The organism is Nocardioides sp. (genome assembly GCF_031397825.1).
Classification (GTDB): domain Bacteria; phylum Actinomycetota; class Actinomycetes; order Propionibacteriales; family Nocardioidaceae; genus Nocardioides.
In genome coordinates, this window is sequence record NZ_JANNML010000117.1 from 1 (window position 1) to 20,909 (window position 20,909).

Annotated in this window: 19 protein-coding genes, 1 tRNA gene and 1 pseudogene; 8 read left to right on the top strand and 13 right to left on the bottom strand. The window is 72.0% G+C overall.

All coding sequences use genetic code 11. The annotated features are described in order from the left end of the window. Positions 1-532, top strand: a pseudogene (locus tag RMN98_RS10080) (hypothetical protein); the annotation flags it as partial. Here RMN98_RS10080 and RMN98_RS10085 read toward each other — a convergent pair. From RMN98_RS10085 to RMN98_RS10095, 3 genes are read right to left on the bottom strand one after another with little or no spacing between them, the layout of a single operon-like run. Next, positions 507-1,508 (bottom strand): NAD-dependent epimerase/dehydratase family protein, encoded by a 1,002-nt coding sequence (locus tag RMN98_RS10085; protein ID WP_309648682.1) that lies wholly within the window; start codon positions 1,506-1,508, stop codon positions 507-509. The pseudogene RMN98_RS10080 and the gene RMN98_RS10085 sit on opposite strands and share 26 nt — an antisense overlap. A gap of 23 nt (positions 1,509-1,531) precedes the next feature. Then, positions 1,532-2,986, bottom strand: coding sequence for a M1 family metallopeptidase (locus tag RMN98_RS10090; RefSeq protein WP_309648683.1), 1,455 nt, complete (start codon positions 2,984-2,986; stop codon positions 1,532-1,534). Next, on the bottom strand, positions 2,983-3,540 hold the full coding sequence (locus RMN98_RS10095) for an RNA polymerase sigma factor (RefSeq protein WP_309648684.1): 558 nt from the start codon (positions 3,538-3,540) through the stop codon (positions 2,983-2,985). The genes RMN98_RS10090 and RMN98_RS10095 overlap by 4 nt, the downstream gene beginning before the upstream one ends. Positions 3,541-3,597: 57 nt before the next feature. On the opposite strand from RMN98_RS10095, the gene RMN98_RS10100 reads away from it, so the two are divergent. Then, positions 3,598-5,034 (top strand): serine/threonine-protein kinase, encoded by a 1,437-nt coding sequence (locus RMN98_RS10100; RefSeq protein WP_309648738.1) that lies wholly within the window; start codon positions 3,598-3,600, stop codon positions 5,032-5,034. Here RMN98_RS10100 and RMN98_RS10105 read toward each other — a convergent pair. Then, positions 5,031-5,693, bottom strand: coding sequence for a hypothetical protein (locus RMN98_RS10105; RefSeq protein WP_309648685.1), 663 nt, complete (start codon positions 5,691-5,693; stop codon positions 5,031-5,033). The genes RMN98_RS10100 and RMN98_RS10105 overlap by 4 nt on opposite strands. Positions 5,694-5,752: 59 nt before the next feature. Here RMN98_RS10105 and RMN98_RS10110 point away from each other — a divergent pair, with 59 nt between their 5' ends. After that, positions 5,753-7,234 carry an amidohydrolase gene (locus RMN98_RS10110; protein WP_309648686.1) on the top strand — a complete coding sequence of 494 codons (1,482 nt, stop codon included), beginning with the start codon at positions 5,753-5,755 and terminating at the stop codon, positions 7,232-7,234. 6 nt (positions 7,235-7,240) lie between these two features. On the opposite strand, the gene RMN98_RS10115 is transcribed toward RMN98_RS10110, so the two are convergent. Next, a complete protein-coding gene (locus RMN98_RS10115) occupies positions 7,241-8,197 on the bottom strand; it encodes an SGNH/GDSL hydrolase family protein (RefSeq protein WP_309648687.1) in 957 nt (318 codons plus the stop codon). Positions 8,198-8,248: 51 nt separating this feature from the next. Beyond that, positions 8,249-9,385, bottom strand: coding sequence for a helix-turn-helix domain-containing protein (locus RMN98_RS10120; protein WP_309648688.1), 1,137 nt, complete (start codon positions 9,383-9,385; stop codon positions 8,249-8,251). A gap of 87 nt (positions 9,386-9,472) precedes the next feature. On the opposite strand from RMN98_RS10120, the gene RMN98_RS10125 reads away from it, so the two are divergent. The 5 genes from RMN98_RS10125 (at position 9,473) to RMN98_RS10145 (ending at position 15,953) form a co-directional block, all read left to right on the top strand. Further along, positions 9,473-10,600: a ferredoxin reductase gene (locus RMN98_RS10125; RefSeq protein ID WP_309648689.1), complete on the top strand. Its 1,128-nt coding sequence runs from the start codon at positions 9,473-9,475 to the stop codon at positions 10,598-10,600. Positions 10,601-10,646: 46 nt separating this feature from the next. Next, positions 10,647-11,888 (top strand): acyl-CoA desaturase, encoded by a 1,242-nt coding sequence (locus RMN98_RS10130; RefSeq protein WP_309648690.1) that lies wholly within the window; start codon positions 10,647-10,649, stop codon positions 11,886-11,888. 79 nt (positions 11,889-11,967) lie between these two features. Next, positions 11,968-14,307: a DUF6351 family protein gene (locus RMN98_RS10135; protein ID WP_309648691.1), complete on the top strand. Its 2,340-nt coding sequence runs from the start codon at positions 11,968-11,970 to the stop codon at positions 14,305-14,307. A 48-nt stretch (positions 14,308-14,355) separates the two neighbouring features. Beyond that, complete coding sequence (locus RMN98_RS10140) at positions 14,356-14,559, top strand: hypothetical protein (protein ID WP_309648692.1); 204 nt, start codon at positions 14,356-14,358, stop codon at positions 14,557-14,559. Continuing rightward, on the top strand, positions 14,559-15,953 hold the full coding sequence (locus RMN98_RS10145; RefSeq protein ID WP_309648693.1) for a GAF domain-containing sensor histidine kinase: 1,395 nt from the start codon (positions 14,559-14,561) through the stop codon (positions 15,951-15,953). Before RMN98_RS10140 ends, RMN98_RS10145 begins: the two co-directional genes overlap by 1 nt. A gap of 10 nt (positions 15,954-15,963) precedes the next feature. Here the strand turns inward: RMN98_RS10145 and RMN98_RS10150 are convergent, their stop codons facing one another. The 7 genes from RMN98_RS10150 to RMN98_RS10180 all read right to left on the bottom strand — a co-directional run bounded on the left by RMN98_RS10150 (position 15,964) and on the right by RMN98_RS10180 (position 20,645). After that, positions 15,964-16,638 carry a hypothetical protein gene (locus RMN98_RS10150; protein ID WP_309648694.1) on the bottom strand — a complete coding sequence of 225 codons (675 nt, stop codon included), beginning with the start codon at positions 16,636-16,638 and terminating at the stop codon, positions 15,964-15,966. Between the two features lie 27 nt (positions 16,639-16,665). Beyond that, positions 16,666-16,959, bottom strand: coding sequence for a hypothetical protein (locus RMN98_RS10155; RefSeq protein WP_309648695.1), 294 nt, complete (start codon positions 16,957-16,959; stop codon positions 16,666-16,668). A 21-nt stretch (positions 16,960-16,980) separates the two neighbouring features. After that, positions 16,981-17,054: transfer RNA gene (locus tag RMN98_RS10160), tRNA-Gly, on the bottom strand. 65 nt (positions 17,055-17,119) lie between these two features. Further along, a complete protein-coding gene (locus RMN98_RS10165; RefSeq protein WP_309648696.1) occupies positions 17,120-17,830 on the bottom strand; it encodes a peptidase E in 711 nt (236 codons plus the stop codon). Then, entirely contained in the window at positions 17,827-19,485 is a 1,659-nt protein-coding gene (gene pgm / locus RMN98_RS10170) for a phosphoglucomutase (alpha-D-glucose-1,6-bisphosphate-dependent) (protein ID WP_309648697.1), read from the bottom strand. Before pgm ends, RMN98_RS10165 begins: the two co-directional genes overlap by 4 nt. Positions 19,486-19,519: 34 nt before the next feature. Beyond that, positions 19,520-20,272 (bottom strand): polyphosphate--glucose phosphotransferase, encoded by a 753-nt coding sequence (ppgK, locus tag RMN98_RS10175; protein WP_309648698.1) that lies wholly within the window; start codon positions 20,270-20,272, stop codon positions 19,520-19,522. A 70-nt stretch (positions 20,273-20,342) separates the two neighbouring features. Further along, complete coding sequence (locus RMN98_RS10180; protein WP_309648699.1) at positions 20,343-20,645, bottom strand: hypothetical protein; 303 nt, start codon at positions 20,643-20,645, stop codon at positions 20,343-20,345. Between the last annotated feature and the right edge of the window lie 264 nt (positions 20,646-20,909).

The window sequence follows — 20,909 nt, forward strand, 5'->3', positions numbered from 1 at the left end:
CGGGCTCTACCTGCTCCTCGCGACCGTCGGCACGACGAGCACGGTGGTCTTCGTGATCCTCGCCGGGTTGATCATCAGCTTCTACGGCGGCGGTTTCGCGACCGTCCCGGCCTACCTGCGCGACCTCTTCGGTCCCTTCCAGGTCGGCGCGATCCACGGTCGCCTACTCACCGCGTGGGCGGCGGCCGGTGTCGCCGGCCCGCTGATCGTCAACGGCATCCTCGACCGGCAGGGCGACCCGTCGCAGCTGGTCGCGGCCGACTACCGCCCCGCGCTCTTCACGATGGTCGGCGTGCTCGTCGTGGGTCTGCTCGCCAACCTGATGGTGCGCCCGGTGGACGCGAAGTTCCACGAGCCCGAGCAGGCGGGGTCCCGCACGACCGACGACGCCCCCGCCCCCGCGGAGGTCGACGGCAACGATGCGCCGGCACCCACCTCGGTCCTGCTGCCGGTCGCCTGGCTGCTGGTGGGGCTGCCGCTGGTGTGGGGCGTCTACGAGACGGTGGTCAAGGGGTCTGCCCTGTTCGGCTGAGGCCGAGCACCTTGGCCTCCCGCTCGCGCGTCATCCCGGACACCACCGCGTCCGGGGTGGCGCGCAGCCACGTGAGCGTGTCGCGCGCTGTCTCCGCGACCGGCCGCGTCGCCAGCCCCGCCGCGAACGACGGGGTCGGGTCGTGCGCCAGCATGCCGTCGTACGACGGACGCGGGAGCCAGAGCGGCAACGACCCCGGACCCGACCACGGCTCCACCTCGTGCGCGGCGAGGACGTCCTGGTCGACCCAGGTCCACGACGGCTCGGCGCCGAGCCCGGCTGCTACCGCGGCCAGCAGGGAGTCGATCGGCATGACCGGCCCGACCCCGTCGAAGTCCCCGGCCAGCCCGCTCTCCACGCCGTCGACGATCCAGGTCGCGAGGTCGCGCACGTCGATGACCTGCACGCGGTCGTCGGGTGACCCGGGCGCCAGCACCGGCTCCCCGGCCGCGATGTCGGCGAGCCGGGCGGGCCAGTAGGTGAAGCGACCGGTCGGGTCGCCGGGACCGACGATCAGCCCCGGTCGCACCACCATGGCCGACGCCGCACCTGCGCGGACGATCTCCTCGCAGCCCACCTTCATCGGGCCGTAGGCCCCAGGGTCGACGGCCAGGTCGACGTCGTCGTGGAGCGGCTGGCGCAGCATGCCCGTGGCAGGGGTCAGGCCGGGTGTCGACTCGTCGGGGTAGACGTTGATCGTGGAGACGAAGACCCAGTGGGCGCTGGGGAAGGCGGCCACGGCCGACCGCACGCGTGCGGGGTGGCGGGCGACGTCGACGACCGCGTCGAAGGGCTCCGCGAGCAGCTCGGCGGGCGGCGCCGGCAGGTCGCGGTCCCACACCACCAGCCGCGCACCGTCGGGCACCGACCCCGAGGAGCCCCGGGCGGCACAGACGACGTCGTGCCCCCGTCGTACGGCCTCGGCCGCGGTCTCGTGGGACAGGAAGACCGTGCCGCCGAGCACCAGGATCCGCATGGCACCCAACCTAGGCCAGCGGATCAGCCGCGGGGAGGAGTCCGCTTCCCCAGCAACCACGCGTCGAAGAACGCCGACAGCTCCCTGCCGGTCTGCTCCTCGAGCCACGGCAGGTAGTCGTCGCGGCCCGCGTTGGTGTTGGTGCGCTCCTCCGGCCAGGCCCGCATGATGCGGAAGAACTCGTCGTCACCGATCCTCTGGCGCAGCTCGTGCCACATCAGCGCCGGGCCGTAGTAGATGTTGCCGGAGCCGAAGGACTGCGGGTCGTAGTCGGCGGGCGGGCCGGCGAGAGCGCGCTCCTCGTCCTCGAAGCGCGCCCACTCGTCCATGACAGCGTCGACGGGACGGCGGTCCTGGTCGGCCTGCCACATGCCCTGGAGGTACATCGCCATGCCCTCGTTCATCCAGACGTCGCGCCAGTCGTCGGGCGTGACCGTGTCGCCGTACCACTGGTGCGCGAGCTCGTGCAGCACCACCGCGGGCGAGGTCGTGTAGTCGGTGTCGCCCAGCGTCACCATCGTCTGGGTCTCCATGCCGCTGTCGGAGTCGACGACCACCGTGCCGAACGTGTCGAACGGGTAGGGCCCGAGCTTCTCCTCCAGCCACGCGATCGCGGCCGGCGTGGTGCGCAGCCCGGGCATCACGTGAGCCGGCGCGTCGGGCTGGACCCAGTAGGTGATCGGGACACCGCTGGGCGAGACGTCCTCGGTCATCTCGAAGTCCCCGAAGGCGACGGTCGTGAGGTAGGACGCCGCCGGCTCGGCCAGGTGCCAGGTCGTCGTCGTGACACCGTCCTCGTCGTCGCGGTCGGTCAGCTCGCCGTTGGCCACGCCCACCCAGGGTGAGGGCACGGACAGCTCGACGTCGTAGAGCGCCTTGTCGGCGGGCTGGTCGTTGACGGCATACCAGGTGTAGGCACCGAAGGGCTCCTGCATCGTCCAGGTCTCGCCGGTGTCGGTGATCGTGAAGCCGGTGTCGCTGAAGTCGCCGCGCATGGTCGGTGCGGGCACGGCCTCGGGGGTGCCGGCGTAGTCGACGCCGAGCACGTAACGCTCGTCGGCCGTCACCGGCGCGGTCACGACCAGGTCCTTGCCGACGTGCTCGAAGTCGACCGTCTCCCCGTCGAACGTCACCTCGGTGACCTCGAGCGGCTCGCCCAGGTCGAGCTGGAAGGTGTCGCCCGTGGTGGTCGCGCGGAAGGTCAGCTCCTGCTCACCCGTCAGGACGCGCGCGTCCGGGTCCCAGGTGAGGTCCAGGTCGTAGTGCAACGCGTCGACCGACGGGTCGCCGACGTCGGGGTAGACCGAGTCCTCCACCGGCTCGCTCAGCGCGACGTCGTAGTCAGGTGCAGCCTCCGGGGTGACGGGTTCCGAGGGGGCTGCTCCGGGTGCCGGCTCGGCGTCGCCGCTGCACCCCGTCAGGACGAGCGCGCCGGCGCAGGCGAGGACCGACAGGGTGTGGCGCGCGGGGTTCCTCACGGGGTGCCTCTCAGCAGGGGGCGGACCAGCTTGCGGCCGTGGTGGATCTGGGCCTTGATCGTGCCGAGGGGGGCGCCGACCTGCTGGGCGATCTCCTCGTAGGACATGCCGTAGACGTCGCGCAACAGCAGTGGCTCGACGAGCTGCGGATGCTCGCGCTCGATCGTCTCCATCGCCTCGAGCAGGTCCAGGCGGGTGCCGGCGATGACGCTGGTGGTGCGGGGATCGGGTCGCTCGAGCTGCGGGGTGTCGGTGGCGACGGCCTGGTTCTTCAGCCGGCGGTAGGTCGTGCGCGCGGAGTTGACCGCGACGACGTGCAGCCAGGTGGTGAAGCGCCCGCGCCCGCCCCACTGGCCGATCTTGGTCGCGACGTTGAGCAGCGCCTCCTGGCAGGCGTCCTCGGCGTCGGAGGAGTGCGGCAGGACGCCCCGGCAGACGTTGAGGGTGCGGGGCCGTACGGCGCTCAGCAGGGTCTCGAGCGCGCCACGATCGCCGTCACGCGCACGGCGTGCCAGCTCGTCGGTCTCGTCGGGCGTGAGCCCCTCGGTCGTCATGCCCACCCTCCTACCCATGCCGCCCCCGGATGAGTCGAACATAATGCAGCGGTGTCCATGCCCAGCCGGATCGGTCGCTACGTCGTCAGACGTCGCATCGGCGCGGGCGGGTTCGCCACGGTGTGGCTGGCCTACGACGAGCAGCTCGACTCCCCGGTCGCGGTGAAGGTCCTCGCCGACAACTGGACCGAGGACCACCACGTCATGCAGCGCTTCCTCGAGGAGGGGCGCTACCTGCGCCGGGTCGAGTCGCCGCACGTGGTGACCGTCTACGACGCCGGCACGCTGGAGGACGGTCGGCCCTACCTGGTCATGACCTATGCCGACCAGGGCACGCTCGCCGACCGGCTCGAGGTCGAGGGGCTCACCACGCGGCAGGCGCTGGAGGTTGTGCGGCAGGTGGCGGCGGGCCTCCAGGCGCTGCACGACCGCGACATCCTGCACCGCGACGTCAAGCCGGCCAACGTCCTGTTCCGCACCGTCGACCACGACCTGCGCGCGATGGTGGGGGACCTCGGGCTCGGCAAGGCTCTCGACATGTCGTCGCGGTTGACGATGATCGCCGGCACGCCGTCGTTCGTCGCGCCCGAGCAGGCCCAGGCCGAGCCGCTCGATGCCCGCGCCGACCAGTACTCCCTGGGCGTCCTCGCCTACCTGCTGATCACCGGACGCCCGCCGTACACACACGCGGACCTGACCGCCGCCGCCTCCCCGGGCGAGGTGCCGCCCCTGTCGACGCCGGAGCGTCCCGTGCCCACCGCCGTCGACCACGTCGTACGACGAGCCCTGGCGCTCGAGCGCGGCGAGCGGTTCGCGTCGGTCACCGGCTTCGCCGCCGCGCTGGCCGACGCCTTCGGCGACGACGTGGCCCCCGAGGGCCAGATCGCCGAGCCGTGGCTGCCCCTCGACCCGCAGCTGACGATGCCGGGGGTGCGGCCCTCGCCGGCGCCGCTGCCGGTGCGTCGCCGCCGGCGCTGGCCCGCCGTGGTCGTGGGTGGGCTCGCCCTCGCGCTCGGTGCGGGCGCGGGGCTGGTGCTCGGCCGGCTGGGCACGCCGGCCGACGTCGAGGTCAGCGACGCCTCGGGCACGGTGTCGGTGATGGTGCCCGACGCGTGGGAAGGCGCGGTGGCCGACGGTGGCTGGGCCCCGCCCAACGACCCCGACGGCGCCTACCCGGCCCTGTCGGTCGGCACCAGCGCGACCTGGACCGCGGTCGAGTCACGCTCCCAGGGCGTCTTCCTCGGGCTCTTCCCGGGCGAGGCGCTGCCGACGCTGCTGCCCCAGCACCCCGAGTGCGAGGAGGTCGAGGACCCGGTCAGCGAGTCCAGCGGCGACCCGTCGACCACGGTCGTGCACACCGACTGCCCCGGCGGGGTCACCATCGAGCGGGTGGTGCAGGTCGCCGCCAACCGGCTGCTGTGGGTGCAGGTCCGCAGCGGTGACCGGGCCACCGCCAACCGGGTGCTCGACAGCGTCGAGACCCATGGCTTCTAGCCGGCGCCCGAGGAGCTCGACCGCACCGCGCCGGCGCTGACCCGCTCGAGCAGGTCGGTGAGGCCGATCCGGTCACGCTCGCGGCCGATCGCGACGATCGTGACGTAGGCCTGGTCCTCCGCGCTCGGGCTCCCGTCGAGCGAGAGGAAGCGCTCCATGGTGAGTCGGCGGTAGTTGTCGTAGACGTAGGACGCGACGAACGTGTCGGCGGTCTGCGACTCGAGCTCGAAGTCGGTCACCACCGACTCCAGGGTGTCGCGACGGTCGGCCAGCGCCTGGGCGACGGTGAGGCGCTGCCCGCTGATGATCTTGACCCGCAGGAGGAACGTGTTGAGCGGGGCACCTGCGGGCGCCCAGGAGGTCTCCTCGAGCAGCCGGTCGTTGCGCACCCACCCGTCGGGCACAGGGAGAAGCACCCCGAAGGCCTTCGAGCCCATCCGCTCGTCGTGCAGGTCCAGCGCCGGCTCGAGGGCCGGGGTGTCCGGGTCGGGCAGGACGTCGACCACCGGGTCGCTGGGGAAGGTGGGCGACTCACCGGCCACCGGGTCGGCGGCGCGGATCGCGGCCGGGGGGCCCTCGCCGCCACGGCCGATCGCCCAGCCGCCGGCGAGCCCGACCAGGGCGAGCACCAGCGCGACCCCGAGCAACCGCACGTTCATAGCCAGCACCGTAGCTGCCGGCGTACGACGGCGCGCGGTCAGCCGCTAGCGTGGTGGGAGTGCTGATCCGCGATGCCCGGCTGGTGCCGGTGACCCCTGGCCAGACGACCGACCACCCTGTCGACGTCCTCCTCGAGGGCGGCGTCGTCGTCGCCGTCGGGCAGGACCTCCCGCGACCCGAGGGTGTCGAGGAGGTCGACGCGGCCGGGCGCTGGATGATCCCCGGCCTCTGGGACCAGCACACCCACCTCGGTCAGTGGGCGCTGACGTCGACCCGGCTCGACCTCAGCGGCACCGACTCGCCCGAAGCGGCCCTCGACCTGGTCGCCGCGTGGTTGGCCGAGCACCCGGGGCAGCCGCTGGTCGGCTTCGGCCACCGCCCCGCCGTGTGGGACCGCCAGCCGACCGTCGACGAGCTCGACCGGGTCGCCGGGCTCGTGCCGGTGGTCCTGATCGCGGGCGATGCCCACCACGCCTGGCTGAGCAGCTGGGCGCAGCGGGCGCTGGGGCTCGAGGTGCGCGACGACAACATCTACGAGAACGAGTGGTTCGCGGCCTACGACGGCCTCCCCGGGCTGGTCGGCAACGACGGGATCTCGCCCGCCGGCTACCGCAACGCGCTGCACCGTGCCGCCGAGAAGGGCGTCGTCGGCACGGTCGACTTCGAGTTCGGCGGCGGGCCCCACGACTGGATCGCGCGCTGGACCGAGGGCTGCGACATCCTGCGGATCCGCGTCGCGATGTATGCCGATCGCCTCGAGGAGGTCATCGACATGGGCCTGCGCACCGGCGACCGCCTCTTCGTGGGCGACGACCGGCTGACGATGGGGCCGCTCAAGATCATCAGCGACGGCTCGCTCAACACCCGCACGGCCTGGTGCTGCGAGAGCTATGCCGGGGGCGAGATGGGGGCGGCCAACCAGACCCCCGAGGAGCTGCACCGTCTCGTGGAGCGGGCCTGGGGCAACGGGCTCGAGGTCGCGACCCACGCGATCGGCGACGCGGCGGTGCGCGACGCGCTCGACGTCTATGCGGCGACCGGCGCCCACGGCACCATCGAGCACGCCCAGCTCGTCACCCGTGCCGACGTACGCCGGATGGCCGGGGTCAACGTCCGCGCCAGCGTGCAGCCCGCTCACCTCCTGGACGACCGCGACCTCACCGAGCAGATCTGGCCGGCGTGGACCGACCGCTGCTTCGCCTTCCGCTGGATGCTCGACGAGGGCGTGCCGCTCGTGCTCGGCTCGGACGCCCCCGTCGCACCCCTCGACCCGTGGTTGGCGATCGCCGCCGCGGTGCACCGCGGCGACGACGAGCGCGAGCCCTGGCACGCCGAGCAGGCGTTGACGCCGCAGGAGGCCCTGCGCGCCTCCGTCGACGGTCAGCCGACCGTCGGCGTCGGCTCCCGCGCCGACCTGGTGCTGCTCGACCGCGACCCGCTGGCTCCCGGCGAGGACAGCCTCGACATCGCCCGTGCGCTGCGCAGCATGCCGGTCGCGCTCACCGTCGTGGCGGGTTGCACCCAGTACGACGCGCTCTGAGCGACGTCAGAGGATCTCGAGGATCATCTCGGCGACGGCGGTCTGCTCGGCGAGGAACGGGTGCAGCGCCAGCGCGGCGTTGGCCTGCGTCTCGATGCCGTTGACCCACGGCTCGTCGGAGCAGATGTCGTGGCCCTTGCTGGCGGTGTAGGCGTCGATCACCTCGGCGCCCGCGGCCTCCCCTCCGGCGCTCACCGCGTCGGAGAGCGCCTTGTTGATCGACAGCGCGTAGGGGTAGTCGCCGGTGGCCAGCGGCAGCCGGTCGGGGCAGGTGCCCTGCGACGGCACGAACTGCGGGTAGTTGACGACGATCACCCGGGCGTCGGGGGCGCGGTCCTGGATGCCGAGCGTGATGGCCTCGACCCGGTCCTGGATCTTGCGCGCGCTCTCGAGCAGCTTGTCGCGGCCTCCCGCGGTGTTGGCGTCCTTGCAGGGCGAGCCCTGCGGGTCCTGCTGGGCGGCCTGCAGGCAGGTGAACATCAGCCCGGAGAACAGGTTGAAGTCGTTGCCGCCGATGCCGAGCGTGACCAGGTCGGCGTCGGGCGTCAGTGAGTCGAACTGCGGGAGCTGCTGGGTGTCGCCGGTGATCTGCACCCCGATCATCGAGGTGCTGGTGGCGCCCGAGCAGCTGACGTCGACGAGGTCGTAGTCGTCGAGCTCGGAGACCACCTGCTGGGGGTAGTTGTTGGTGGAGCGCAGGCAGCCCGTGCTCATGTCGGTCGTCGGCACCAGCGGGGCGGAGACGAAGGAGTCGCCGAGGGCGACGTACAGGTTCTCGGCGGGCGCCTCACCCGTGTCCTCGGTGGGCTCCTCCGAGGGGGTCCCCTCCACCGACGGGCTCGACTGCGGCGTCTCCTCGGCCCCCGGTGAGGCGTCACCGCTCTGGCAGGAGGAGAGCAGGAGCACGACGGGGAGGAGAGCACCTGCGAGCAGGCGCGCTCGTAGGGCGCGGGACGACAGCATGTCCTCAACGGTACGAGACGAGGCCAGACGCCCCGAATCGGCCGACCCGCATCAGCGATCAGGGGCGCCGAGGGCCACCGTGAGGGCCAGCACGGTCTCGGGGTCGTCGAGCCGCTCGCCGTAGAGCTCGCGCAGCTGACCCATCCGATAGCGCACGGTCTGCGGGTGCACGAAGAGCGCCTCGGCGACGTCCTCGCGGCGACCCTGGTGCAGCAGCCACGCGCGCAGCGTCTCGGTGAGCTTCTCCGCGACCGCCGGTCGCAGCTCAGCGAGGGGGAGCAGAGCCTGGGTGCGGAGGTCGCTCAGCGCGTCACCGTCGGCGGTGAGGACCAGCTGCACCAGGTGGGCGTCGGTGTCGCCGTCGAGACCCAGCGTGCGCGTGCGCAGCGCCCGCTCGTAGGACGCCCTCGCCTCCAGCCACGGCCGCGCGGGCCCCGCTACCGCGCCCCGGCCCTGCAACGTCCGCAGGAGCGCGGTGCGGCGGCGACCGTGCGCGTCGGGGACCAGGAGGAGGGCGGCGTCGTCGAGGTCCGGTCCCTCGGCCTGGAGGGTCTGCGGGGAGACCTCGGCCAGCACGGGGCGCACCTGCGACTCGGTCAGGATGATCGCGGTCAGGGTCGTCGGCGCCGGCCACCCGGCACGCTCGGCGGCGTTGCGCACGGTCTCCTGGGGCGAGCCGGCGAGCAGGTGGTGCGAGATCCGCTCGAGCAGGCGCTGCCGCACGCGGCCCGAGGTGGCGAGCTCGTCGGTGTGGCCCGCGACGCTGGAGGCGGACAGCTCGTCGATGTAGGCGAAGACCAGCTCGGCGAAGGAGACCAGCGTCTCGGCCGACAACCCGCTCTGCACGGCGTGCATCGACATCTCGCGCCAGGAGACGCGAGCCCCGATCCGGTACGCCGAGAGGAGGGCGTCGGTCGAGCGTCCGCTGCGGGCCTCGCCGCGGCCCAGCTGGTAGGCGCCCTCGACCGCCGGCGCGGCCGGGGTGCGCGGGTCGGCCCCCAGGCTGCCGCCGGCCAGCGACAGGAAGCCGCCGAGCGCGATCTGCACCGCGGTGCGGATGGTCTCGCCCATGGGGCCGCTGAACGCGTCGTCATAGCTGGGGACCTCGGCGATGATGGCCGCCACGACCTCGTCGGCGACCGCCGGCAGGTGGACGCGGATCTCGGCGATCGCGGCGTCAGGAATCATTTTTTGTCTCCTACGAACAAATGTGACGTGAATCTTCACGTCAGGTGGTCAGGACTTTACCTCTGGCCGTGCAGGAGAGTAAGTGTCATGACCTCCGTTGCCCTGATGCGCACCTCCGGTGGCGCCGACACGCCCCGCTCCCGCTCGCTGCGGGACCGCCTGGTGCGGGTCGCCGAGGCGGCCGTGACGCCCCTGGTGCCGGCCGACGTCCTCGACATCTTCGACCCGCTGCGCTCGGGCGCCGACCTGCGCGGCCGGATCGTCTCGGTCACCGCCGAGACCGCCGACTCCGCGACGATCCTGATCAAGCCGGGCAAGGACTGGGCCGGCCACCTGCCGGGGCAGTACCTCCGCGTCGGTGCCGACGTCGACGGCGTCCGACTGTGGCGCACCTACTCGTTGACCCACGGCCCCCGCGCCGACCGGTGCATCTCGATCACCGTCAAGGCGATCCCGGACGGCAAGGTGTCCAACCACCTGGTCCGTCACGCCGAGGCCGGTCAGCTGCTCCACCTCGGCCAGGCCGAGGGCGACTTCGTGCTCAGCGACCCGATGCCCGACAAGCTGCTGCTCGTCACCGCCGGTTCGGGCGTCACGCCCGTGATCGGCATGCTGCGCAACCTCTTCTCCAAGGCGGCCCCGCTGCCCACCGACATCGTCCTGCTGCACTCGGCGCTCTCGCGCTCCGAGGTGATCTTCGGCGAGGAGCTGCGACGCTACGCGGCGGAGGGCCGGCTGCGCCTGGTCGAGCTGCACACCGACACCGACGGGATGCTCGACGTCGCCGACCTCGACCAGATCGTGCCCGACCTCGCCGGCCGTACGACGTACGCCTGCGGCCCGGTGGGCCTGCTCGACGCCCTCGAGGCTCACCACACCGAGCGTGAGCTGCCGCTCCACATCGAGCGCTTCCGCAGCGCGGTCGTCGCGACCGCCAAGGATGGGCAGAGCGGCGGCTCGGTGACCTTCGCGAAGTCCGGCATCACCGTCGAGGGCGACGGCTCCACCCCGATCCTCGACGCCGCCGAGGCCGGTGGCGTCCTGATGCCCAGCGGCTGCCGCATGGGCGTCTGCTTCGGCTGCGTGCTGCCGCTGCGCGAGGGCGCCGTGCGCGACCTGCGCAACGGAGAGATCACCGTCGCGGCACCCGGCGACGGTGTCGCCATCCAGACCTGCATCAGCGCCGCTGCCGGCGCCTGCCACATCGACCACTGACCCATCCGATCGACCACCCACCCGATCGAACGCTGAGGAGATCGACATGACCGTCATCCAGAAGAAGTCCGAGTCCACCAACCCGGTGGCCCACCTGACACCCGAGGAGATCGAGCGCATCGGCGTCGAGCTCGACGCGATCCGCCAGTCGATCCTCGACACCCGCGGCGAGGCCGACGCGGCCTACATCCGCAAGGTCATCGACGCCCAGCGCAAGCTCGAGCTCGCCAGCCGCGCGGTCCTGCTCGCCAGCGTCTTCCCGCCGGCCTGGGTGCTCGGCACCGCGGGCCTGAGCGTCGCCAAGATCATCGAGAACATGGAGATCGGGCACAACGTCATGCACGGCCAGTGGGACTGGATGCGTGACCCCAAGATCCACTCGACCACCTGGGAGTGGGACAACGCCTCGCCGGCCGAGCAGTGGAAGCACTCGCACAACGAGCTGCACCACACCTACACCAACGTCGTCGGCAAGGACAACGACCTCGGCTACGGCATCATGCGCGTCGACGAGGACCAGCGCTGGATCCCGATGTACCTCGCCCAGCCGCTGTGGAACTTCATCAACGCCTGCTTCTTCGAGTACGGCATCGCGGCCTACGACCTCGAGCTCGGCAAGAACCTCGCCAGCGAGAAGCGTCGCCAGAGCCCGGAGTTCAAGGCCCGCTACCAGCAGACCCTCAAGAAGATCCGCGCCCAGGCGACCAAGGACTACGTCGTCCACCCGCTGATGTCGCTGCCGACCGGCTCGCTGCTCCCGACCCTGGCGGCCAACTTCACCGCCAACCTGGTCCGCAACCTGTGGACCCACTCGGTCATCATGTGCGGCCACTTCCCCGAGGGCGTCGAGACCTTCGAGCGCACCTCGATCGAGGGCGAGACCCGCGGCGACTGGTACCTGCGCCAGATGCTCGGCTCGGCCAACATCTCCGGCTCCAAGGCCATGCACTTCATGACCGGCAACCTGTCGCACCAGATCGAGCACCACCTCTTCCCCGACCTGCCCAGCAACCGCTACGCCGAGATCGCCCCGCAGGTGCAGGACGTCTTCCAGCGCTACGGCCTGAGCTACCACATGGCCCCGCTGCCGCAGCAGGTCGCCAGCGCCTGGCACAAGGTCGTCCGGCTCTCGCTGCCCAACGACTTCCTGTCGCAGACCACGGTCAAGAACGCCCCGCAGCAGCTCAAGCTGCTCTGGGCCATGACCACCAAGGGCCCCAAGGTCCGTCGCGCCGCCCAGGCCCGGCTGACCCAGCAGGCTCGCAGGGCGAAGATCGCCGCCGCCTGATCGACGTGCGCCGACTCGGCCGTGTCTGTGACGGCAGTCACGCGTTAGACCTCCTGAGAAACCCTCAGGAGGTCTTCGCATGTCACGTCGTCTGGTCGCCCTCGGAGCGACCCTGCTCCTCCCGCTCGTCGCGCTCGCCCCCATCCCGTCGGCCCCGGCCGCGCCGCCCGCGGCACCTGCCGCACCTGCCGCACCTACATCAGAGCAGCGCCAGCGGCCGGCCCTGATGATCAAGGTGCTGTCCAACCGCGCCGACCTGGTCTCCGAGGGCGACGCGCGGGTGGCGGTGGCGCCGGCGAAGGGCGTGCAGCTGCGCGCGATCCGGGTCAGCCTGGGCCAGCGCGACGTCACGAGGCGTTTCGCCCTGCGGCCCAACGGCCGCTTCGAGGGGATCGTGACGGGGCTGAAGATCGGCCGCAACGTGCTGACCGCGCGTGCCGGCGGGTTCTCCACGAGCGTGACGATCACCAATCACCCCGCCGGCGGGCCGATCTTCTCCGGCCCGCAGCTGGGCCCCTACGAGTGCCAGGCCACCGCGCGCGACGCGCAGTGCAACGAGCCGGCGTCGTACTCCCTGCTCTACCAGTCCTCCGACCCCAGCAAGGGCGGACTCCAGCCCTACGACCGGGAGGACCCGCCGAGCGACGTGGCGACCACGACGACGGACACCGGCGTCACCGTCCCGTTCGTCGTACGCCGTGAGGACGGCTTCCAGGACCGCGACCGCTACACGATCCTCACCCTGGTGCAGCTCGGGAAGCCGTGGGCCCCGTGGGCGCCCCAACCGCAGTTCAACCACAAGGTGCTGATGACCCACGGTGGCAACTGCGGCGCGGCCTACGCGCCCGGCGAGCCGCCGCTGGAGGACTACTCCGGCACCATCCCGGCCGACACCCCGGGCATCACGCAGAGCTACGTGACCGCGCTCGGGCTGGGCTTCTCGGTCATCTCGACCGCCCTCGACAACACCGGGCACAACTGCAACGTCGCGATGCAGGCCGAGTCGCTGATGATGGCCAAGGAGCGGTTCGTCGAGCGCTACGGGCTGATCCGCTACACGATCGGCACCGGCTGCTCGGGTGGCTCGATCGCCCAGCACACGGTGGCCAACGCCTACCCGGGCATCTACCAGGGGCTGATCACGACCTGCTCCTACCCCGACACGTTGTCGGCCGGCGCGCAGTTCGCCGACTACCACCTGATGCGGCGCTACTTCGAGGACCCGAGCGGCTGGGCGCCGGGCGTGGTGTGGTCGCCGACCCAGATGGCCGACGTCGAGGGGCACATCTCCATCGTCAACTCCGTCGTCGCCGACGAGGGCCTCTTCAAGGCGGCGCTCGACCCCGAGACCCCGTGCCCCGGCACGAAGGAGCCGGTGGCCGGCAACCGCGCGACGCGCTACGACTCCGAGACCAACCCCGGCGGGGTGCGCTGCTCGGTGCTCGACATCATGCAGAACGCGATCGGCCTGCGGCCCCGCTCGGTCTGGACGCCGCAGGAGAAGGCCGCGGGCCGTGGGTTCGCGGGGGTGCCCTTCGCCAACAAGGGCATCCTCTTCGGACTCGAGACGTTGAAGGCCGGCCGGATCACCGCGGCCCAGTTCCTCGACCTCAACGAGAAGTTCGGCGGGCTCGACGTCGACTCGCAGCCGATCGCCGGGCGCACCCAGGGTGACGACGCGTCGATCCGACGGGCCTACCGCACCGGGCTGGTCAACGAGGCGGAGAACCTCGACGACGTCGCGATCATCAACTTCGGCGGGCCCGACCCGGGCATCGCGCACGACTACGCCCACGCGTTCTGGACCGAGGAGCGCCTGATGCGCGACCAGGGCCACACCGACAACCGGGTCATGTGGTTCGGCGCCGCGCCGCTGATCGGCGACCCCGGTTGGGCCAACGAGGCCCTGACCGAGATGGACCGGTGGCTGCGTGCGGTGGAGCGGGACCGCCGTACGGTCCCCCTGGCGCGCAAGATCGTCCAGGACAAGCCCGCCGACCTCACCGACCGCTGCTCCAACGTGCCGGGGGTCGGCGACGTCGCCGGTGAGGAGGACGAGGTCGACTGCGCGCTGCCCGAGTCACTGCAGCTGCGCCTCAGCACGCCGCGCGAGATGGCAGGGGACGACGTCTTCAACGACCGTCTCGCCTGTCGCCTGATGCCGCTCGAGCGCAGCACTTTCGACTTCCTGCTGCTGCCTCTCACCGACGCCCAGTGGGAGCAGCTCCAGGCGGTCTTCCCCGACGGCGTCTGCGACTACTCCGTGCCCGGTCGCGGCCGGGTGCGCACGCAGACCTGGCTGAGCTACTCCGACGCCTCCGGCGAGGTGGTCCACGGCGGGCGCAACCTGCCGCCGCTGCCCGCCGGGTCGGCGGACGGCTGGTCGAGCGCGTCGTTCCGGGAGATCCTCCGACGCTGAGCCGCTGCATGGCGCACAATCCCCCTGGGAGCCGAGGGGGCGGGGGCCATGGCGGTCGCAGGGCATGAGGGCTGGTCCGACTCGTCGGCGCGCGCCGTGCTGCAGCTGATGGTGGAGTCGGTCGCGGAGCTGATCGGCTTCGAGGTGGCGGCGCTCTCGGTGGTGGTCGACGACCAGCTCGCGACCGTCGCCTACACCGGGCCCGAGGAGTACCGCACGGCCCCGACGCCTGGCGGCCGCACGACGTGCTGATGGCGCTGCTGACCGACGACGACGGGCGGCTGGTGGGCGTGCTCTCGGTCGACCGGCCGGTCTCCGGGCTACGGCCCGACGAGCCACGGCGACGCCTGCTCGAGCGCTATGCCGCGCAGGCCGAGCGTGCCGTGCTCACCGCCTTCGAGCGCGAGGAGCTCGTGCGCCGCGTCGCGCACGCCGAGTCGGCCCGCCGGCTGATCCGCTCGGCCTCGATGCCGGCCCAGGCCTCGCTCGAGGCGGTCCTGGACCACACCCACGGCCCGCTGGTCGAGGGCTTCGGGGCGAGCGGCTCCTGGATCCAGGTGCTCGACCCGGAGGGCCACGACCGTGGCCGGGCCCGCGCCCACGACGGGACGACCATCGAGCTGACGGGTCGCATGGTGGAGCTCGCCCACCGGCTGGCTCCGCGGCTCTGGGCCCACCAGCAGGTCCTGGAGCTCAGCGCGGACGAGCCGACGATCGACGACCGGTTGCACGACGTCGCGCGGCAGCAGCTGGCCGATCTCGGGCTGGCCCGCGCACTCGGCATCCCGCTGGGCGTGGGGGCGGAGTGCCTGGGCTTCCTGGTGCTGACCCGCCGTGCCACGGACCCGCCGTGGTCCTCCGACGAGGTGGACTCGGCGCTGCCGATCGGCCACGATCTCGGCGCCGCGCTGATGACCGCGCGGGCCTTGGAGCGGGAGCGTTCGGTGGTGCGGGAGCTCCAGGCGCTCGACGACTACCGCCGCCAGCTGATCTCCACGCTCTCCCACGAGCTGCGCACGCCGCTCGCGGTCATCGCCGGCAACCTCGAGCTCATGGCCGACCTCGACCTCGACGGGTCGGGCGTGCGCTACCGCGACGCGATGAACCGTGGCACGACACGCATGCAGAAGGTCGTCGACGACCTCCTCCTGCTCGCCCGCGTCAGCCACCCGCTGCACCCGATGGACCTCGTCGACGTCGACCTGTGCGAGGTCGTCGGCGACATCGTCGAGCTGGTCGCCTCCACGGCCGTGGCCAAGGCCCTCAGCCTGCGGCTCGAGCTCGAGCCCGGCGGCCTCGTGGTGCCCGGCGACGCCGGCGAGCTCGACCGCCTCGTGGGCAACCTCGTCAGCAACGCCGTGAAGTACACCGCCGCAGGCGGCACCGTCACCGTCTCCGCCTGTCGTCGCGGCACCGATGCGGTCCTCCAGGTCGCCGACGACGGCCTCGGCATCTCCGACGAGGACCAGATCGGCCTCTTCCACCCGTTCTTCCGCACCACCAACCCCGAGGCGCTCCGCGAGCCCGGCACCGGCCTGGGCCTCGCCATCGTCGCCACGATCGTCGAGCGTCACGCCGGCCGGGTCGAGGTGCGCTCGCAGCGCGGCGTCGGCACGACCTTCGTCGTGACGCTACCGGCGGGCTGACGTCGCCGGGCTACGGAGCCGGGTGCTCGAGCTCCTCCGCGAGGTCCACGATCGCCCGACCGACCCCCGCGGGGTCGTGCAGCTGGTGCAGGTGGCCCCCCGCGATGGTCCTCGTCGGCCAGCCCGCCCGGATCGCGAGGTCACGCTCCTCGGCGTAGGTGTCGCCGAACGCGAGGTATGCCGCCCCTCGCTCCCGCCAGTCCCTCGGGGTCGGGACGAGGCTGGTGAAGTAGTCCAGGGGCAGCCGCTGCTGCTCGGCCTCGATCGCTGCTCGCGTCGCCTCGTCGGGGAAGAGGTCGGCGACGTCGTCCCACCACTGCGTCCACGGCGGCAGCACTCCGTCCTCGTCCGCCAGCGTGCGCAGGAGGTCGAGGAACGCCGGCGGCGCCAGGGGTGTCTCCTCCTCGCTCGCCGGTCCCGGCAGCGCCGCGTCGACGTAGACCGTGGCCCGGACGTCGACCAGTGTGGCGAGGTGGGGAGCATAGAGCCCGGCGTTGCTGTGCGGCACCAGCACCACCTCGCGGTCGCCGGCCGCTGCTGCCACGGCGGTGAGGACTCCGTCCGGCGTGCGGCTCCGCGCGCCGAGGTCGACTGTCTGCGCCTCGTGGGCCTGCTGGCTCAGCCATCGCTCCACGCCCCGCCACGTAGCGGGGCCCAGCAGCGGGCTCGGGACGAGGAGGAACACCGGATCAGTGTGGCTGGGGCGCTCGTCTCAGGACTCGCGAGGCGCGTTGCGGCGTCGTCCGAGCCGGAAGCCGAGCCCCCCGGCGAGCACGACCAGACCCGCCGCCGTCACGGCACCGCCCATCAGCTGCCATCGCGACACGACCATGGCCGAGGTGCCGCTCAGCGTGTCGCCCCACCCCATCTGCCAGTCGGCGCCCTCGCTCGGCGGCGTGTAGGCGAACCAGCCGACGTCGCTCGAGGACGTCTGGGAGGACAGCACGACGGCGACGCCGCCGAGCACGAGCGCGAGGCCGAGGACCCACCACAGATGACGAAGCACTTGGCGAGTATCCGCTGCTGGTGGAGCGGACGCGAGGATTTGAACCTCGACCCCTTCCCTGGAAGGGAAGCGTGCTGCAACTACACCACGTCCGCGGAGCCAGCCTCTGACGAGCCTGACGCGTCAGAAGTATGGACCATGACGTCGGGCGTCAGGCAGGTCACCCCAGGTAGCGCACGTCGATCGGGGTCTCGCCCGTGAGGTGGACGCGCCAGGCGCCGGCGCCCGGGCGAGACGAGACGGCCTCGTGGAGCTCGCCGTCGCGGAAGACCAGGGCGCAGCCGTCGTCGGCCGCGACGCCGGCGGGGAGGGAGCCGGTGGTGACGAGGTCGACGTACGTCGGGCGACGCTCGGCCTCGCCGTCGAAGTGCGGGCAGGCGGAGCCGGTGAGGAGGCCGAGGCCGTCGTGGAGCGGGGCGAGGGGACCGAAGGAGTCGGTGACGGACGACTCGAACCAGCAGTTCATGCCGGCGCTGATGCCGGCGAGGACGACGCCGGCCTCCGCCGCCTCGGCGAGGATCTCGTCGAGGCCGTGCAGGCGCCACAGGGCCAGCAGGTTGGCGGTGCTGCCGCCGCCGACGTAGATCACGTCCTGGTCGAGGACGAAGGAGCGCAGGTCGACGTGGTCGAGGTCCTCGAGGTGGAAGAGCTGCAGCGTGCTGGTCTCGGCGCGTCCCTCGAAGGCGGCGAGGAAGCGGTCGACGTAGCTCTCCGCGTCACCGCTCGCCGTCGGGACGAAGCAGACCCGGGGCAGCCCGTCCGCGCCTCGGCGGCGGGTGGCCAACGAGAGCACGTGGTCGTCGAGCAGGGGGTTGTCGGGCTCCATCGAGAAGCCGCCGCCCCCGAGGGCGACGATGGTTCCGCGCCTCATCCGAGAGCGGCCGAGACGACCACGCGGGCTTCGTCCTGCACCCGGGCGAGGTGCTCGGGCCCCTGGAACGACTCGGCATAGATCTTGTAGACGTCCTCGGTGCCGGAGGGCCGCGCGGCGAACCAGGCGGAGGCGGTGGTGACCTTGAGGCCGCCGATCGTGGCGCCGTTGCCGGGGGCCTCGGTGAGCTTGGCGGTGATCTCCTCGCCGGCGAGCGTGGTGGCGCTGACGTCGTCGGGCGAGAGGGCGGCCAGCTTGGCCTTCTGGGCGCGGTCGGCGGGGGCGTCGATGCGGGCGTAGGCCGGGTCCCCGTGCTCGGCGACCAGGTCGGTGTAGTGCTGGCTGGGGGTGCGGCCGGTGCGCGCCAGGATCTCCGAGGCCAGCAGGGCCAGGATGATCCCGTCCTTGTCGGTCGTCCACGTGGTGCCGTCGGTGCGCAGGAACGACGCGCCGGCCGACTCCTCGCCGCCGAAGCCGAACGACCCGTCGATCAGGCCGGGAACGAACCACTTGAAGCCGACCGGCACCTCCACCATCGGCTTGCCCAGCGACGCAGCGACGCGGTCGATCATGGAGGAGGAGACCAGCGTCTTGCCGATGCGGGCGCTGTCGGGCCAGCCGGGGCGGGCGCCGCCGAAGAGGTAGCCGATCGCGACGGCCAGGAAGTGGTTGGGGTTCATCAGGCCGCCGTCGGGGGTGACGATGCCGTGGCGGTCGGAGTCGGCGTCGTTGCCCGTGGCGATGTCGAAGGCGTCCTTGCGGGCGATCAGCGACGCCATGGCGTTGGGGGAGGAGCAGTCCATCCGGATCTTCTCGTCCCAGTCGAGGGTCATGAAGCGCCACGTCGGGTCGACCAGCGGGTTGACGACGGTGTGGTCGAGGCGGTGCCGCTCGGCGACCGCTGCCCAGTAGTCCACGCTCGCCCCGCCCAGCGGGTCGGCGCCGATCCGCACGCCGGCCTCGCGGATCGCGTCGAGGTCCACCACGTGCGGGAGGTCGTCGACGTAGGTGCCGAGGAAGTCGTAGGAGGACGCCGCGGCCCGGGCACGGGCGAAGGGGACACGTCGTACGCCGTCGAGGCCGGCCGCGATCAGCGCGTTGGCGCGCGCCGCGATCACCGAGGTCGCGTCGGAGTCGGCGGGGCCGCCGTGGGGCGGGTTGTACTTGAAGCCGCCGTCGCTCGGCGGGTTGTGCGAGGGGGTGACGACGATGCCGTCGGCCAGCCCGGCCGAGCCCGCCCCCGAGCGTGACAGCGACTTGCCGAGGTTGGCGCGCAGGATCGCGTGGGAGACCGCGGGCGTGGGGGTGAAACGGTCGTCGGCGTCGACGAGGACCGTCACGTCGTTGGCGGCGAGGACCTCCAGCGCCGTGGCCCAGGCCGGCTCGGAGAGCCCGTGGGTGTCGCGGCCGATGAAGAGCGGGCCGTCGTAGCCCTGCTCCTTGCGGTAGTCGCAGATCGCCTGGGTCGTCGCCAGGATGTGGTGCTCGTTGAACGACGTCCTCAGGCTGGTGCCGCGGTGCCCGCTGGTGCCGAAGGCGACCTGCTGGTCGACGTCCTCGGGGTCCGGCGTCTGGGTGTAGTACGCCGTCACCAGGTGTGCGACGTCCACGAGGTCCTGGGGCTGGGCGACGGTGCCTGCGCGGGATTCGGCCATGGCGCCATCATGCACCGCGTCGGCGGGGGTGCGGCTAGAAGCGACCCTCGCGGGCGTAGAGCGCGGCGCCGATGATGCCGGCCTTGTTGCGCAGCAGGGCCGGGATGATCGGCGTCTCGATGTCGATCATCGGCAGGAACGTCGCGGCGTGCTTGCTGACCCCGCCGCCGACGACGATCAGGTCGGGGGAGAAGAGCCGCTCGAGCACGCGGTAGTAGGTGGTCAACCGCTCGGCCCACTCCTGCATGCTCAGGTCCTCGCTCTCGCGGGCGCTGTTGGCTGCGCGGTGCTCGGCGACGTGGCTGTCGATCTCGAGGTGCCCGAGCTCGGAGTTGGGGACCAGGACGCCGTCGTGCACCAGCGCGGAGCCGATGCCCGTGCCGAGGGTCGTGAGGATGACGAGGCCGCGCTGGTTGCGGGCCGCCCCGAAGCGCACCTCGGCGATCCCCGCTGCATCGGCGTCGTTGAGCACGTGCACGTCGCGACCCGTGGCGGCGGAGAACAGCTGGTCGGCGTCCGCGCCGATCCAGGCGTCGTCGATGTTGGCGGCGCTCCCGACGACCCCTCGTCGTACGACGCCGGGGACGGTCACTCCCACCGGGCCGGTGTGGTCCGGGAAGCGGCCGAGGAGCTCGGCGAAGACCTCGGCGACGGCCGCGGGGGTCGAGGGCTGCGGGGTCGCGATGCGCTCGCGCTCGGCCGCGAAGTCGCCGGTCTCGAGGTCGACCGGTGCCCCCTTGATGCCGGAGCCGCCGAAGTCGATGCCCAGGGGGTGGTCCGTGCTCATGACGGTCATCACATCACGGCCACAGGATGCGTCACCGAGGTGCACGCGGGTGAGCTGGTCCCGGCGGCGGCTACGGGCCGGTCTTGATGCGCAGGTCGGTGCCGATGGTCTGGGTGCCGCGCTGAAGGCCGTGGGAGTAGGTCAAGTCGACGCCGTCGGTGCGGACGACGCCCGGTCGTGACGCGGTGACGAGCAGGACCAGCTGCTGGGAGAGCGTCGAGCCGGTGTCCAGGACGGTGTCGTCCGCCAGCGGTGTCCGGTCCGCACAGACGTCGGCGAGGATGTCGCGGCCCCCGACGCCGAGCGCGCCGGTCCGCTCCGGCTCGACGGTGCACACGAAGAAAGCGAAGGTGGCGTCGGCCGTGTTCTCCACGACCCTCGCCTCGGCCGCGTGCAGGTGTGCCCATGGTGACGTCTCCTCGAGTGACGGCATCTCAACGGACTTGGTATCACGCTCACAGCTCTCGGACCGGCAGAGACGTGGGGCACTGAAGTGGTGGTTGCAACTGTGGTGGGTGAGAGGCCATGCGGTCATGGCTGGAGCACGGTTGACGGTGGAGGAGCGGCGAGTGGCCGCCTCCAGCACGAACCCTCGACGCGAGGTTCGTTGCAGCAACAGGTTGAGCTGAAGCGTTGA